Below are 14,913 nucleotides of genomic sequence, written 5' to 3' on the forward strand. Positions count from 1 at the left end.
TCAGGATACAGAATCTTTAACGCCTGAAGATTATTACAATAATATTAAGTTTGGTTATATTGAAATATGGTATAATCAAAATTATAACAGAGATAATTATAATTCAAAATTCAGATGTACATATGTTACTGATTCAAATAATGACTATGTTCCTTTCCAGACTGAAAAACAGCTTAAAGACATTCTTGATGTTGATGGATTCGATATAGATGGTAGTCCTTTATTTGCAGACACTGGCGATTATTACAGTAATATGTTCTATATCGGCGATGATACATCAGTAAGGATAAGTAAAGACGATATAACAACTGGATACACAATAGATGAAAATAATCATTATTCAGGTGACATGGAGCAATTTTATATATCAAATGAAACCATTGATGAATTTGTTGTTAAATGTGCTAAAGTAGGTTATTGTTTAAATCAGGTTATGCTCTTTTCTTATTGCGGAGAGCCGGGGTATGTTCCAGCAACTGCTGGTAAACTTTACGGCGAAGCCAATGAAGACGGAATTTTAAATATCATGGACGCTTCATTTATTGCCCGCAAGCTTGCCCAGCAAAAGGGCAGTGAACTGCCTGAAACAGCTGATTTCAATGCAGACGGTGAAATTGACATAAGAGATGCCGCAGACATAGCTCAGTTTATGGCAGCAAGAGCCGCAGCACAGGCTGAGGGCTGGATTGAATAATAAGTACTATGAAATTTAAGGAAGCCTTAAAAGGGCTTCCTTTTTTGCAATAAAAACATTATATAATTATTGACTTTTTAACTGTTTTAGAGTAAAATAAAATAGAATATTATAAGCTATAAGCAAGGAGAGGAAAAGTCGATGATATCAAATAACGATAAATCAATGGATAAAATTGTTGACCTGTGCAAATCAAGGGGATTTGTGTATGCTGGTTCTGAAATTTACGGCGGTCTTGCAAACTCATGGGATTACGGTCCGCTGGGTGTTGAACTGAAAAATAATATAAAAAAAGCATGGTGGAAAAAATTTGTTCAGGAAAACCCAAACAATGTGGGACTGGACAGTGCTATACTTATGAACCCTCAGACATGGGTGGCTTCCGGACATGTAGGCGGATTTTCCGACCCTCTTATGGACTGCAAGGAATGCAAGTCCCGTCATAGAGCAGATCAGCTGATTGAAGCTCAGTCGGACGCAAATCCGGCAGGCTGGAGCTTTGAACAAATGGCTGAATTTATAAAGAATAACAATATTAAATGTCCAAACTGCGGCAAATCCAATTTCACTGATATTAAACAGTTTAACTTAATGTTCAAAACATTTATGGGTATTACAGAAGATTCTCAGAGTACTGTTTATCTTCGTCCGGAAACAGCTCAGGGTATTTTCGTAAACTTTTTAAATGTTCAGAGAACTACCAGAAAAAAACTTCCTATTGGTATATGTCAGATCGGTAAGTCATTCAGAAATGAAATAACTCCGGGTAATTTCATTTTCCGTACAAGAGAATTTGAACAAATGGAAATGGAATTTTTCTGCAAGCCTGAAACTGCTCTTGACTGGTTTGCATACTGGAAAGAATATTGCATGAACTGGCTTAAATCTTTAGGTATCCGTGAAGAAAGCTTAAGATACCGTGACCACGATCCGGAAGAACTTGCTTTCTATTCAGAAGCTACAACTGATATTGAATTCAGATTCCCGTTCAAGGAGTGGGGCGAGCTGTGGGGCATTGCCGACAGAACCGACTACGACCTCGGCAGACACATGGAATGCAGCGGAAAGTCACTGGAATACTTTGACCCTGATACAAATACAAAATATATTCCGTATGTTATCGAACCTTCTCTGGGTGCAGACCGTGTAACACTGGCGTTCCTGTGCGAAGCATACGATGAAGAGGAAATTGCCGAAGGCGATGTAAGAACAGTTTTGCATCTCCACCCTGCAATTGCACCTGTTAAGGCGGCAGTACTGCCTTTGTCAAAGAAGCTCAGCGAACAGGCAAAGGAAGTTTATACAATGCTGGCAAAGCATTTCAATGTTGAATACGACGAAACAGGTTCAATCGGCAAAAGATATCGCCGCCAGGATGAAATCGGAACACCGTTTTGCATTACATATGACTTTGATACTCTTGAAAAGGATGGCTGTGTAACGATTCGTGACAGAGATACAATGGAACAGGAAAGAGTTAAGATTGATGATCTGGTTGCGTTTATCAGTGAAAAAACAGAGTTTTAATTTAAAAAAAGCTCCCCGTCCGGGAGCTTTTTTATGCTTTCTTATTATTTTCTTTCTTTACAGATGAAGATTTCTTTTTAGCCGCACGTACTTTAGCTTTGGCTTTGGCAGCAGCTTTTTTCTCGGCTTTGGTATATGCCTCTTCAAAGAAGAAACGCTGTGCGTCTACCGGAGATTTATCATTTACTTTATAGACATAAGTACCGTCCGGAAGCTGTTTTCTTGCCTTGACATTATCGCTCAGAAGAGTCCTGAACATATCCCATAGACGTTTCTTTATACGTTCATTATATATAGGTGCTGCTACTTCTACACGGCGTATAGTATTTCTTGTCATATAATCGGCAGAGCTTATGTACATTCTGGCTCTGTCCTCAGTACCAAATATATAAATACGGCTGTGTTCCAGATATCGTCCTACTATACTTGTTACTGTAATATTTTCTGTGAATCCCTCAACGCCTGCAATAAGACTGCATATACCTCTTATTACCAGATCAACTTTTACTCCTGCCTGAGAAGCCTCTACAAGCTTGTCGATTATTACCTTGTCACAGAGAGAATTTATTTTAGCACCCACATATGCAGGTTCACCGTTTCTGGCATGTTCTATTTCCTCATCAATCATACTGAGAATCGGATCTCTCAGGCACAGAGGAGCAATAAGAAGGTGTTCAGAATGTTCAACAAGACGGTTGTTTACTAAAGCGTCAAAAAGACTTTCAGCGTCAGTACCGATATCCTGATTGGCGGTAAGGAGAGAAAGGTCTGTGTAAAGAGTAGAGGTCTTTTCGTTATAGTTTCCTGTACCGATCTGTGTTATATATTCACTGCCGTTTGGTGTTTGTCTTGTTATAAGAAGCAGCTTGGAATGAACTTTAAGATCTCTCGGACCGTAAATAATAGTACAGCCTGAATCCTGAAGACGTCTTGACCAGCCGATATTATTTTCCTCATCGAATCTTGCTCTTAGCTCCACAAGTACCAGAACATTTTTTCCGTTTTCCGCAGCATCACAGAGTGCTGCAACGATCTGACTGTTTTTTGCCAGACGGTAAAGGGTGATTTTTATGTCAGTAACTTTCGGATCATTTGCGGCTTCATTAAGAAGCTGAATAAAAGGTTTTATAGATTCATAAGGGTAGCTCAGAAGAATATCCCGTCTTTTTATCTGCGGAATAATATTCATAGTTTCCGCAATACTTGAAGATTTCTGAGGAAGCAGCTTGTCATATTTAAGCTGAGGATTATCACACATATCTGATATAGTTCCTGCAAAGGACAAGTCAAGCGGAGTTTTGAGATAGAATATATGTTCCTCGTCAAGTGCAAGCTTTTTGCAGAGGAATTCCAGCGCAGGCTGACTGAAGGTTTCAGACAGCTGTAATCTTACCGGCTGGAGCTTTTTACGCTTTTTGCACAGTTCTTCCATGACTTCTCTGAAATCCAGATCATGATCAAACAGTCCTTCTTCAACAGTTATGTCTGCATTACGGGTAATTCTTATCAATGTCTTGTCTATTATTTTATAATTTTTAAATACATTCGGTGCGAAGTGAAGAATAAGTTCTTCTGCAAGAATAAAGCGCTTTCCGCCTTCAAGAGGAATAATTCTGCTGAACTGTCCGCTGGCTGGAATTATGCCAAGCTTTATGTTTGATTTGGACTGTATCTGAAGAACACAGTAAATTTCCTTATTTTTCAGGAATGGAAAAGGAGTTTTCTTATCAATTATAAGAGGAGCAATAAGCGGTTTTATTTCCTTTTTGAAATAGGCTTCCAGAAACTGCTGATCACTGATTGAAGCAGTGCGGAATGTAACCTGTTCGATACCGTATTCACGAAGCTCCAGCATTATATTTTTGTAAGCTATGTCTTTCATAGGTTCAAGCTCATTTACCTTGTCAAATATTGCTGAAAGCTGTTCTTTAGCAGTCATTTTGCTTTTGTTGTCTTTTTTATCTGGATTCACAAGCATCTGATCGTAAAGAGAACCTACACGAACCATGAAAAATTCATCTAAATTGCTTTGGAAAATACTTGCGAAGTTCAGTCTTTCAAGAAGCGGAACTCTGCTGTCCTGAGCCTCCTCAAGAACACGTTCGTTAAACTTAAGCCATGATAATTCTCTGTTGTCATAAATTCGTTCGGGCATGATTTCAACCTCCGGTTTTTATATTCCAATTCTGGCTGTATATATTTATATTATATATCAAATGCTCTTTTTCGTCAAGAAATACTATAAAAAATTTATATGAATTTTATGTAAATTTTATGTAAAATGTACATAAAAGTTTATTGTTTAATATGTAAATGGGGCACATTAAAGGTCATATCCCATATTTACCGTATGGTTTTTTAACAATAAAAAAGGACGGGCTTGATCCCGTCCTTTTGTTATCTTGCGTTATCGTTTCTATCAGTCCCTAAAATTGCGTCTCCGGCATCTTCAACAACTGAACCGGCATCATCAACTATGTCCTCACCTGTTGACACCAGATCATCAACAATATCGCCGGCCTTTGTTACAATATTGCCATTTCCGTCATGATTATTGTTGTTATTTCCGTTGTTGTTATTGTTATTGTTGTTGTTGCCGTTTACGTTGTCTGTATTTGATGAAAATTCATCATTTCTGTCAGTTGCAGAATGAACTTCTGTCGTGTTTTCTTTGGCATTTTCGGTTCTGGAGTCATTTCCTTTATCTCTGTTGCCGCATGCTGTTAATGCACAGCAAAGAACAGTCATGCTTAAAAGTAATGTCAGCGTTTTTTTCATTTTTTTCAATCCTTTCAGTTTTCCTATTGCAGTAAAAATTCTCTGCAATACAACATTATTTTTACCCGTATCAACGGATTTATCCATTGTTTTCTCGTCAAGATGCATTTTCAACAAATTTTCAGATTAAACAATCAACATTTTGCTCTTGAAAGATTTTCAACAATTAAACACTGTTATTATGCCGGTATTCACGGGATTTATACGAATTCTGCGAATGTATTAAAAAATCTTTCAACATTGTTTTCAACAGAGTGTTGAAAAACTTTTTCTGAAAAGTTAAAAAGTGCATTGACTGTATTATGTGTCATAATACACAATAATTAGACTTTCTTTTCTTAAAATATCGTTAGTTTGCCTGTTTACTTTTTTAATGGCAAAGTTTATAATATAAACAGAAAAAAGATATACAAAAGAGGGAATGACAAATGAATAAATTGTGCAGAGCTGTACAGGGCGGATTTGCAGTCATTTTTGCCTTTGCAATCATATCCGTGTACATCAGAGGAGCAAGAAACCATCTGCCTGTGTGGGGAGAACTGCTGATAACGGCTGCGGCAATTGGCGTTATACTGCTGATGAGCTTGTTTTACAGAAAACTTAAACCAAAGATATCCACACTAAGTCCTGTTCATATAGACAGGATATTTTTTGCAGCTGCAGGAGCAATGCTTGTAATACAGCTGATTTTTGCGATAGTACTGCATTCTGCACCCCGTTCTGATTTAGGGTATGTTGACACAGCCGCAAGAAATTACGCTGAAAACTGGGATACCAGTCATTTGTATGACGGTCTGCCCAAACGCCATTATAACTATTTTGTGAGATATACAAACAATCAGGCGATTTTTGTAATTTTGTCCATAGTATATCGTCTGTGTTATCTTGTTACGGGAAAAATGCCTGTTCTGGTACCAGTTCTCATAAATACTATAGGACTGAATATTTCCGTAATTTTAATGTATTTTTCAGCTAAGAAAATTTTTAAGGATAAAACAATTCCGCTTTTAAGCGGAATAATGGCTTCGGGATTTTCCGTTTTTTATACCTATACGCCTTTTTATTATACCGATTCACTAAGTATGCCCTTTGTTATGGGTTCTATACTTTTATTTTTCTGCGGAATTGATTCAAAAAGTAAGCTGCACTCTGCTCTTGAGCTTATGGGTTCGGGCTGTTTGCTAATGATCGGATATAAAATAAAGGGAAGCGTTATAATATTAATTCCAGTTTTTCTGCTGTATCTTATAGTATTTACAAAAAAATTCAATATAAAAAAGCACTTAAAGCAAGGGTCACTGCTTATTACCGGATGTTTAATAATGACAATTCTATCCGGAGCGTTTATAAGTTCATTTAATCTTGACAGCAAAGAAACCCTGAATGAAACAAAATTCCCGCCCACCCACTGGATAATGATGGGACTTAAAGGAAGAGGCGGATTTGATATTGATGATTTCTGGTATACTGTTCAAAGCGGCAATTATGACCAGAAAAAGCAGGCAAATATTAAAGAGATTAAAAACCGGATATCAGATTACGGCATTGTTGGCATGGCAAAGCATCTGGCGAGCAAGATTTCATGGACTTGGGGAGACGGAACATATTTTATTTCCTATTATATAAAAAAAGGTCCTGAGGGATTTCTGAGAAACTTTATTTGCAAATCCAGAACTTTTAAAATTTATTGCAGTATTTATCAGTCGGTAATACTGTTATCCATTTTGTTTTCCTTTATTCAGGGAGCTATGTCAAAGCGTCCTGACCGTGAAATTTTTTTGAGGATACTGATATGCGGAGTATTTTTCTTTTTTGTCATCTGGGAAACACGTTCACGTTATCTTGTAAATTTCTCGCCTGTGTTTATTATGATGAGTGCGGCAGCAATACGTGATATATCCTTTGCGATGCATAAAGAGCATACAGCCGGACTGCATGAAGTCAAACGAAAAGTAAGTGCGGCATAAAAAAATCCCCTGTTAAAAAACAGGGGATTTTTAGTGAAAATTAAATTACTGGTTCTGATTGCTTTCGATATAGCTTACAATATCTCCTACAGTCTTGATTTTTTCAACTGCTTCGTCTGGAATCTCAAGGTCAAATTCTTCCTCGATGGACATAACCAGATCAACAACATCAAGTGAATCAGCGTTAAGATCATCGGTAATACTTGCTTCTAAAGTCACCTTATCTTCATCTGCATCCAGCTGATCAATTATAATGTCTTTTACCTTTTCAAATATCATTATTGAAACCTCCATTGTCTTTTTTTATATAAAGGTGTTATTCACCTATATAACTTTTGTTGAAATTTACTATTCTGTAAACTCGCCAACTTTTCTAAACTTAGTGTATCGTTCTTCGAGCAAAATGTCAATATCTTTTTGGGAATTTTCTTTCAGCGTTTCTACCAAAAATGACTTGATATTCTCAGCGGTTTTATACAAATCATTCAACGCATTGCCGTTAGGCTCTTCAATAATAGCTTCGGCAATACCGAATTCGACCATATCCTCTGCGGTTATTTTAAGTATTTCACAGGCTTCATGTTCTTTTGAAGCATCCTTCCAGAGAATACTTGCACAGCCTCTTGGGGAAATAACTGAATACAGTGCATTTTCAAGCATAGCAAGCCTGTCGCAGATACCCAGAGCCAGTGCTCCGCCGCTTCCGCCTTCTCCCAGAACTACTGATGTTACAGGTGTTCTCAGGAGCATAAATTCCATAAGATTTTTTGCAATTGCTTCTCCCTGACCTCTTTCCTCTGCTTCAACACCGCAGAATGCTCCGGGAGTGTCTATAAAACAAATAACCGGACGGTGAAATTTTTCCGCCTGTTTTGCAAGTCTTAAGGCTTTTCTGTAGCCTTCCGGATGTGGCATTGCAAAATTTGTTTTTTTGTTTTCATTTAAATTTCTGCCCTTTACTTCTGCCAGAACCGTAACTGGCATGCCGTCGATTCTTGCTATACCGCCCATAAGTGCGGCATCATCACCGTAATGCCTGTCGCCGTGAAGTTCATAAAATTCATCAAAAATAAGGGGTATATAATCGTTAACAGTTGGTCTGTCCTTTTCACGGAGAAGACACTGACGTTCCCATGCTGTTTTGCTGTTCATAATCAGGACTCCTCCTTTTCATAGCCATGAAGCTTCATAATGTGTGATAACACACTTCTCATTTTTTTGCGTTCAACAATCATATCAACAAAGCCTTTCTCCAGAAGAAATTCTGCAAGCTGAAAATCATCCGGCAGACGCTGTTTTATTGTGTCTTCGATTACACGGCGTCCGGCAAAGCCTATAAGGACTTTTGGCTCTGCTATAATGATATCACCCAGAGATGCAAAAGAAGCCGTTACGCCGCCTGTAGTAGGGTCTGTGAGGACAGTAATATAAAGCTGCCCTGCCTGACTGTGTCTGGCAGCTGCACCTGATGTTTTAGCCATCTGCATAAGAGAAATTATTCCCTCCTGCATTCTGGCACCGCCTGATGCAGCAAAAAGAATGATCGGCTTTTTCTTTTCTGTTGCAAGCTCAAATGCACGGGTTATTTTTTCACCTACTACGCTTCCCATTGATGCCATCATATATCTTGAATCCATAACTCCGATTACAACAGGAATACCTCTTATTGTAGCTTCTCCGGTAATAATAGCGTCTTTAAGACCTGTCTTTTCTCTCAGGGACTGTTGTTTTTCATCATATCCCGGAAAATCTATAGGATTTTTGCTTTGCATATTGCCGTCAATTTCATGAAAACTGTCTTTATCCACAGTAATGGCAATACGTTCAGAAGCAGAAAGTCTTCCATGGTATCCGCAGTTAGGGCATACCATATTGACTGCCTTTATTTCGTCCTCAAATACAACATTCCGGCATCTGGGGCATTTAAACAGCAGATCGTCAGGAATTTTACTTGAATCTTCGGCAGACTTTTTTTCATTTTTTTCAGTATTGCCGTTAAATCTGGTTGTAACAACCTTAAAAAGATTTTCTAAAGCCATATTTTAAAATCCGCCTGCCTTTCATTCATCAAATTTAAATGTTTCCAAAAATCTGTTGTTATATTCACCGCTTTGGAAAGCATCGCTTTTAACCAGTGCCAGCTGAAAATCGATATTGGTATCAATTCCTTCTACGATAAATTCTGACAACGCCCATTTCATTTTCATAATAGCTTCCTGTCTTGTAGGAGCATAAACTATAAGCTTTGCGATCATTGAGTCATAATAAGGGGAAATGGTGTATCCCTGATAAGCGGCACTGTCTATACGTATGCCGGGACCGCCTGGAGTATGCAGAGCAAGGATCTTGCCCGGAGACGGTCTGAAATTCAGCTTTGGATTTTCAGCATTGATTCTGCATTCTATAGCATGACCTTTAACCTGTATATCCTCCTGAATAAAATCAAGGGGCAGACCGGCGGCAATTTTTATTTGTGCCTTAACGAGATCAACGCCTGTTACGAATTCAGTTACCGGATGTTCAACCTGAATTCTGGTATTCATCTCCATGAAATAGAAATCCCTGCCGTTTTCAACAAGAAATTCAATAGTACCGGCATTGTAGTAGCCGCAGGCTTCAGCGGCTTTTATAGCGGCTTCACCCATTTTCTGACGCAGTTCATCAGTCATAACAGGGCTTGGACTTTCCTCCAGAACCTTTTGGTTGCGTCTTTGCATACTGCAGTCACGTTCGCCCAGATGAACAGTATGTCCCTGTTTATCAGCAAGTATCTGAATTTCCACATGCCGTGGATTTTTTACAAATTTTTCCATATATACTGCATCGTCGCCGAAGAAATTTTTAGCTTCCTGACGTGCAATTTCAATCTGGTCGGGCAGCTGTTCCATGGATTCAACCATTCTTATACCGCGTCCTCCGCCGCCGGCAGAAGCCTTTACAAGGAGAGGAAATCCGATTTTTTCAGCTGCTTTTACTGCCTCTTCAACTGAGTGTACAGCACCCTCAGAGCCGGGTATTACAGGAACGCCCGCATTTTTCATAGTCTCCTTTGCGGTAGCCTTATCTCCCAGCATTTCAATTGATTCAGGAGAAGGACCAATAAATTCTATGCCGCATTTTCTGCACATTTTAGCAAAAGCCGCATTTTCAGAAAGGAAGCCAAATCCCGGATGAACAGCGTCACAGCCAGTAATTTCACAGGCTGCGATAATAGCTTTCATATTAAGATAACTATCCCTGGTATCTGCCGGACCGATACATACTGCTTCATCGGCAATCTGTGCATGAAGAGCATTTTTATCTGCTGTTGAATAAACCGCCACACAGCGTATGCCGAGTTCACGGCAGGCTCTTATAATTCTTACGGCAATCTCGCCTCGGTTGGCGATTAATACCTTTTTAAACATATTTTTCTGCTCTCTTTCAAAAATACAAATTTATGTATAACAAGCCGCTGCTGCCGCCGTTTTACGGCGGCTCAGGCGAAGGACGGCTGAACTTTGATTGAAAGGAAAGTTGCATGTTTTCCGTCCTTTGCCATCGGCGATCCCTATACGGGAGCGCCGACAGCGGCTTATTTTATCGCAAAAGTAATCTCTGCGGAAACAGCTTTTACGCCGTCTACTGTAGCAATACCTTTTCCAACGCCGATAGGACCTTTTACCTTGATGATTTCAACTTCAAGCTTTAATACATCTCCTGGTACTACCTGGCGCTTGAATTTAGCCTTGTCAATACCTGCAAAAAGTCCCAGTTTTCCCTTGTTTTCAGGAAGGGAAAGCATTGCTACACATCCTGCCTGAGCCAGCATTTCAATCATTAAAACTCCCGGAGTTACCGGATATTCCGGAAAATGTCCCTTAAACCAGAAATCATCTTCCTTTATATATTTAGTGGCAACTACTCTTTTTCCCGGTTCAATTTCATTTATTTCATCTATAAGCAGAAACGGATCACGATGAGGAATAATTCCCATTATCTGCTCTTTATTGTAAATTACATCAGCCATTTTTAATTCTCCTTATTCAATTATCATAACAGGCTGATCAAATTCAACAGCTGTTCCGTTTTCAACTAATATTTCCTTTACTACTCCGTCAAAATCACTCTGAACCTCATTCATAAGCTTCATGGATTCAATGATCATTAAAACATCGCCCTTTTTAACATTTTTGCCTACTTCTACAAAAGGCGCTTTGTCAGGACCCGGAGCAGAATAATAAGTTCCTACTATGGGAGCTTTTACAACATTTCCGCTGGGCTGTGAAGTTTCTGCAGTATCTGCCGGAGCTGCAGACTGAACAGCCGGAGCCTGCGATACAGCTGACGGAACTGCTCCTATAACAGGCGGCATCGGCGGCATAACTTTGTTTTCCTTTTCAATTATAATTTCACAGTCACCGTTTTTGATTTTTATTTTGGAAAGCTTTCCGTTTTCAACCTTGTCGGCAAGCTTGTTTATATCTTCAAAAGAAAGATTGCATGCAATCATGTTTTCACTCATATATAACGTTCTCCTTAGTCTGTTACCTTTGTCATGCAAATTGTGGCATTGTGTCCGCCGAAGCCCAGTGAATTGGACAAACCAGCATTTACCGGCATTTCAACGTTGCCGTCAACACAATAATCCAGATCGCATTCCTCGTCAGGGGTTTTATAACCGATAGTTTTGTGAATCAGGTTATTCTTTATGCTGAGAGCCAGAACAACTCCCTCAACACCGCCTGCTGCACCCAGAAGATGACCTATCATGGATTTTGTGGAATTAATCTTGACTGTCTTTGCAGCGTCTCCCAAAGCCTTTTTAATTGCGATTGTTTCATATTTGTCATTTAAGCCAGTTGATGTACCGTGCGCATTAATATATGTTACTTCTTCCGGTTTAAGACCAGCTTCAGTATACGCTTTTTTCATTGCAGCTGCTGCGCCTTCGCCCTCAGGGTCAGGAGAAGTCATGTGATATCCGTCACAGGTTGCACCGTATCCTGAAATTTCAGCGTAAATTTCAGCACCTCTTGCCTTTGCATGTTCATATTCTTCAAGCACCAGCATTCCGCAGCCTTCACCCAGTACGAAACCATTTCTTTCCTTGTCGAAAGGAATTGAAGCTCTTGCAGGATCTTCCGTTCTTGACAGCGCCTTCATATTGTTAAATCCTGCCAGTGTGAACTGAAGTACAGTGGATTCAGTACCGCCGCACAAAGCAACGTCCAGATATCCGTCCTTTATTTTTCTGAAAGATTCTCCAATAGCGTGAGTACCTGACGCACAGGCTGTAACAGTTGAGAAATTGTCTCCCTTAAAGCCTGTTCTCATTGAAACCTGACCTGCCGCCATGTTGCCTATCATCATAGGTACATAGAAAGGCGAAATTCTGTTAGGACCTTTATTTAAAAATTTCTCATATTCGCTGAGAGTCAGACCAATACCGCCGATTCCGCAGCCGATTATAACTCCGGCTCTGTAAGGGTCGATATCCTTAAAGTCCGTACCGCTGTCCTTGATAGCTTCATCAGAAGCCACTACAGCGAACTGAGTAAAACGCTCCATACGCTTTGCTTCTTTTTTTTCTATAAAATCTGTAGGTTCAAAATTTTTGACCTGTCCTGCAACGCTTACGCCGATTGCATCAGTTTCAAACTGTTCAACCTTTGAAATTCCCAGACGGTTTTCCTTTATTCCGTCCCAGAATTCCTTTACATTGTTACCCAGAGGGTTTACTGTTCCAAGTCCTGTAACTACAACTCTTCTGCTCATTTATCAGTTTCCTTTCTTTTTTCACATCATAAGTCCGCCGGAAATTTCAATTACCTGACCTGTTACATAGCTTGCATCCTTTGAAACAAGGAATGAAACCACGCCGGCAATTTCTTCAGGCAGTCCGTAGCGCTTCATAGCTATAAGACCGAGCATAGCGTTTCTCTGCTCTTCTGTAAGTGCGTCAGTCATAGGAGTTTTTATAAATCCCGGAGCAACAGCATTTACATTTATTCCTCTTGAACCCAGCTCTTTTGCCACAGTCTTTGTCATTCCGATTATTGCAGCCTTTGAAGCACTGTAATTTATCTGTCCCGGATTTCCGTAGAGTCCGGCAACAGATGCCAGATTTACGATTTTTCCGCTTCTTTGCTTCATCATAATCTTACCGGCAAGCTTCATCATATTAAAAACGCTTTTCTGATTTACGTTTATAACTGTGTCATACTGTTCTTCTGACATTCTTGCCATAAGACCGTCTTTGGTAATACCTGCATTGTTTACCAGTGCATCCAGACCGCCGAAGCGTTCCTTGACAGCGTTTACCATTTTATCACACTGACTGTAATCTGAAACGTCAGCACAGAAATATTCGCATTCAACGCCCTGTTCCTTAATTTTCTCCACAATATCATTGCCCTCAAACATACTGTCATTCAGGTCATTGAGAGCAATGTTAAATCCGTCCTGTGCAAGTCTCAGCGCAATTGCAGCGCCTATTCCTCTTGACGAACCTGTAATCAAAGCTGTAGCCATTTATTTACCTCCTGTTTTTTTCTATTCATAATCTATTTATGAAGTTATAAGCATTTGTCTTAAATTATCTGTTCAGCAGTTTCTCAGCCTGTCCGAACATTTCCTCAATAATTTCCTTACATGGTTTTACATCCTTTACCATTCCGGCAATCAGTCCGCATAAGAATGAACCCTCTTCAAGATTACCGTCCTGAACGGCTTTTCTCAAAGAACCAAGGGTAATTTCCTCAAATTCGTCCGGTGTAATAGTACCGTTCATTTCGCCGCCTGCAAGCTTCTTTGCAAATTTTGTTTTTACGTTTCTGCAAGGGTGACCTGTAGTTCTTCCTGTTACCACATTGTCAGTATCTTTAGCGTCAACCACCAGCTGCTTGTAAGTAGGGTGAATCTGACATTCTTCGGAAGCTAAAAAGCGTGTTCCCACCTGAACACCCTCAGCGCCCAGCATAAATGATGCCGCAATCCCTCTGCCGTCTGCAATACCGCCGGCAGCTATAACTGGAATTTCCACAGCATCAACAACCTGAGGAACAAGACACATAGTAGTGTTTTCGCCGATATGTCCGCCCGATTCAGTACCTTCCGCAACAACAGCATCAGCTCCGGCTCTTTCCATTCTCTTAGCCAGTGCCACAGACGGTATAACGGGAATAACCTTGATTCCGGCTTCTTTCCATGCAGTCATGAATTTTCCCGGATTTCCTGCACCTGTTGTAACAACAGGAACTTTTTCATCAATAACAAGCTGTGCAAGTTCTTCGGCATTAGGACTCATAAGCATAATGTTTACGCCGAACGGCTTATCTGTCAGTTCTTTTGTTTTTCTTATCTGGTCACGAAGATAGTCGATAGGGGCAGAACCGCCGGCAATCAGACCCAGTCCGCCCGCATTTGATACAGCGGAAGCAAGAGTGCTTTCAGCAATCCATGCCATTCCGCCCTGTATAATGGGATACTTCACCCCTAATAATTCTGTTATTCTTGTTGTCATCGCTATTTTCCTTTCTCCTACTTTTTTGAAAAAAAGTAGGCAAAAAACTTTCAAACGTGGCTTACTTTTATTGATTCACTTAAATAAGGCTCGACAGGTTACCAAATGGAATCTTGAGGAAAAAATTTTGAAAAAAAGCAGGCAAAAAACTTTCAAACGTGGCTTACTTTTATTGATTCACTTAAATAAGGCTCGACAGGTTACCAAATGGAATCTTGAGGAAAAAATTTTGAAAAAAAGCAGGCAAAAAACTTTCAGACGTATTTTTTCTTACTGATATATTTTAAATAAGGCTCGACCGCTTGCTTTTTAATTGTTTGTTTATAACATAATGTTGAATTTACTGGCGACCAATGGTCGCCCCTACGAAAGCTTACGAAGATGCACTAATCTTGATGGGAGTAAATTCTTAGAAATTAACGCCTGATCTTTTATGGGGAGAC

The 14,913-nt window shown here is 39.7% G+C and carries 14 protein-coding genes; 3 read left to right on the top strand and 11 right to left on the bottom strand.

The window, feature by feature from the left end; translation table 11 throughout:
* Both ACI4WO_RS07635 and ACI4WO_RS07640 read left to right on the top strand, forming a co-directional pair.
* Window positions 1-694 (top strand): dockerin type I domain-containing protein (locus ACI4WO_RS07635; RefSeq protein WP_439806962.1); only part of this gene is annotated, 694 nt, incomplete at its 5' end.
* A gap of 141 nt (window positions 695-835) precedes the next feature.
* On the top strand, window positions 836-2,221 hold the full coding sequence (locus tag ACI4WO_RS07640) for a glycine--tRNA ligase (protein ID WP_439806963.1): 1,386 nt from the start codon (window positions 836-838) through the stop codon (window positions 2,219-2,221).
* A 31-nt stretch (window positions 2,222-2,252) separates the two neighbouring features.
* Here ACI4WO_RS07640 and ppk1 read toward each other — a convergent pair whose 3' ends face one another.
* A complete protein-coding gene (gene ppk1 / locus ACI4WO_RS07645; RefSeq protein ID WP_439806964.1) occupies window positions 2,253-4,376 on the bottom strand; it encodes a polyphosphate kinase 1 in 2,124 nt (707 codons plus the stop codon).
* A gap of 242 nt (window positions 4,377-4,618) precedes the next feature.
* On the bottom strand, window positions 4,619-5,086 hold the full coding sequence (locus ACI4WO_RS07650) for a hypothetical protein (RefSeq protein ID WP_439806965.1): 468 nt from the start codon (window positions 5,084-5,086) through the stop codon (window positions 4,619-4,621).
* A 341-nt stretch (window positions 5,087-5,427) separates the two neighbouring features.
* Between ACI4WO_RS07650 and ACI4WO_RS07655 the strand changes: the two genes are divergently transcribed.
* Window positions 5,428-6,966: a glycosyltransferase family 39 protein gene (locus ACI4WO_RS07655; protein WP_439806966.1), complete on the top strand. Its 1,539-nt coding sequence runs from the start codon at window positions 5,428-5,430 to the stop codon at window positions 6,964-6,966.
* Window positions 6,967-7,011: 45 nt separating this feature from the next.
* Here the strand turns inward: ACI4WO_RS07655 and ACI4WO_RS07660 are convergent, their stop codons facing one another.
* From ACI4WO_RS07660 to fabK, 9 genes are all read right to left on the bottom strand, one after another.
* On the bottom strand, window positions 7,012-7,245 hold the full coding sequence (locus ACI4WO_RS07660; RefSeq protein ID WP_439806967.1) for an acyl carrier protein: 234 nt from the start codon (window positions 7,243-7,245) through the stop codon (window positions 7,012-7,014).
* Between the two features lie 69 nt (window positions 7,246-7,314).
* Window positions 7,315-8,118, bottom strand: coding sequence for an acetyl-CoA carboxylase carboxyltransferase subunit alpha (locus ACI4WO_RS07665; protein ID WP_439806968.1), 804 nt, complete (start codon window positions 8,116-8,118; stop codon window positions 7,315-7,317).
* A gap of 2 nt (window positions 8,119-8,120) precedes the next feature.
* Entirely contained in the window at window positions 8,121-9,005 is an 885-nt protein-coding gene (gene accD / locus ACI4WO_RS07670) for an acetyl-CoA carboxylase, carboxyltransferase subunit beta (RefSeq protein ID WP_439806969.1), read from the bottom strand.
* A gap of 21 nt (window positions 9,006-9,026) precedes the next feature.
* Window positions 9,027-10,373: an acetyl-CoA carboxylase biotin carboxylase subunit gene (locus tag ACI4WO_RS07675; RefSeq protein ID WP_439806970.1), complete on the bottom strand. Its 1,347-nt coding sequence runs from the start codon at window positions 10,371-10,373 to the stop codon at window positions 9,027-9,029.
* 167 nt (window positions 10,374-10,540) lie between these two features.
* A complete protein-coding gene (gene fabZ / locus ACI4WO_RS07680; RefSeq protein WP_439806971.1) occupies window positions 10,541-10,975 on the bottom strand; it encodes a 3-hydroxyacyl-ACP dehydratase FabZ in 435 nt (144 codons plus the stop codon).
* Window positions 10,976-10,987: 12 nt separating this feature from the next.
* Complete coding sequence (accB, locus tag ACI4WO_RS07685; RefSeq protein ID WP_439806972.1) at window positions 10,988-11,470, bottom strand: acetyl-CoA carboxylase biotin carboxyl carrier protein; 483 nt, start codon at window positions 11,468-11,470, stop codon at window positions 10,988-10,990.
* A 14-nt stretch (window positions 11,471-11,484) separates the two neighbouring features.
* The gene (gene fabF / locus ACI4WO_RS07690; protein WP_439806973.1) at window positions 11,485-12,723 is read right to left on the bottom strand and encodes a beta-ketoacyl-ACP synthase II; all 1,239 of its coding nucleotides are present in this window, start codon (window positions 12,721-12,723) and stop codon (window positions 11,485-11,487) included.
* Window positions 12,724-12,744: 21 nt separating this feature from the next.
* The gene (gene fabG / locus ACI4WO_RS07695) at window positions 12,745-13,479 is read right to left on the bottom strand and encodes a 3-oxoacyl-[acyl-carrier-protein] reductase (RefSeq protein WP_439806974.1); all 735 of its coding nucleotides are present in this window, start codon (window positions 13,477-13,479) and stop codon (window positions 12,745-12,747) included.
* A 64-nt stretch (window positions 13,480-13,543) separates the two neighbouring features.
* Window positions 13,544-14,470: an enoyl-[acyl-carrier-protein] reductase FabK gene (gene fabK, locus ACI4WO_RS07700; RefSeq protein WP_439806975.1), complete on the bottom strand. Its 927-nt coding sequence runs from the start codon at window positions 14,468-14,470 to the stop codon at window positions 13,544-13,546.
* Between the last annotated feature and the right edge of the window lie 443 nt (window positions 14,471-14,913).

The organism is Porcipelethomonas sp. (assembly GCF_051893655.1).
Taxonomy (GTDB): domain Bacteria; phylum Bacillota; class Clostridia; order Oscillospirales; family Ruminococcaceae; genus Porcipelethomonas.

Coding starts and splice junctions, on each gene's coding strand:
- ACI4WO_RS07640 (WP_439806963.1), top strand. CDS start 836: ATGATATCAAATAACGATAAATCAATGGATAAAATTGTTGACCTGTGC.
- ppk1 (WP_439806964.1), bottom strand. CDS start 4,376: ATGCCCGAACGAATTTATGACAACAGAGAATTATCATGGCTTAAGTTT.
- ACI4WO_RS07650 (WP_439806965.1), bottom strand. CDS start 5,086: ATGGATAAATCCGTTGATACGGGTAAAAATAATGTTGTATTGCAGAGA.
- ACI4WO_RS07655 (WP_439806966.1), top strand. CDS start 5,428: ATGAATAAATTGTGCAGAGCTGTACAGGGCGGATTTGCAGTCATTTTT.
- ACI4WO_RS07660 (WP_439806967.1), bottom strand. CDS start 7,245: ATGATATTTGAAAAGGTAAAAGACATTATAATTGATCAGCTGGATGCA.
- ACI4WO_RS07665 (WP_439806968.1), bottom strand. CDS start 8,118: ATGAACAGCAAAACAGCATGGGAACGTCAGTGTCTTCTCCGTGAAAAG.
- accD (WP_439806969.1), bottom strand. CDS start 9,005: ATGGCTTTAGAAAATCTTTTTAAGGTTGTTACAACCAGATTTAACGGC.
- ACI4WO_RS07675 (WP_439806970.1), bottom strand. CDS start 10,373: ATGTTTAAAAAGGTATTAATCGCCAACCGAGGCGAGATTGCCGTAAGA.
- fabZ (WP_439806971.1), bottom strand. CDS start 10,975: ATGGCTGATGTAATTTACAATAAAGAGCAGATAATGGGAATTATTCCT.
- accB (WP_439806972.1), bottom strand. CDS start 11,470: ATGAGTGAAAACATGATTGCATGCAATCTTTCTTTTGAAGATATAAAC.
- fabF (WP_439806973.1), bottom strand. CDS start 12,723: ATGAGCAGAAGAGTTGTAGTTACAGGACTTGGAACAGTAAACCCTCTG.
- fabG (WP_439806974.1), bottom strand. CDS start 13,479: ATGGCTACAGCTTTGATTACAGGTTCGTCAAGAGGAATAGGCGCTGCA.
- fabK (WP_439806975.1), bottom strand. CDS start 14,470: ATGACAACAAGAATAACAGAATTATTAGGGGTGAAGTATCCCATTATA.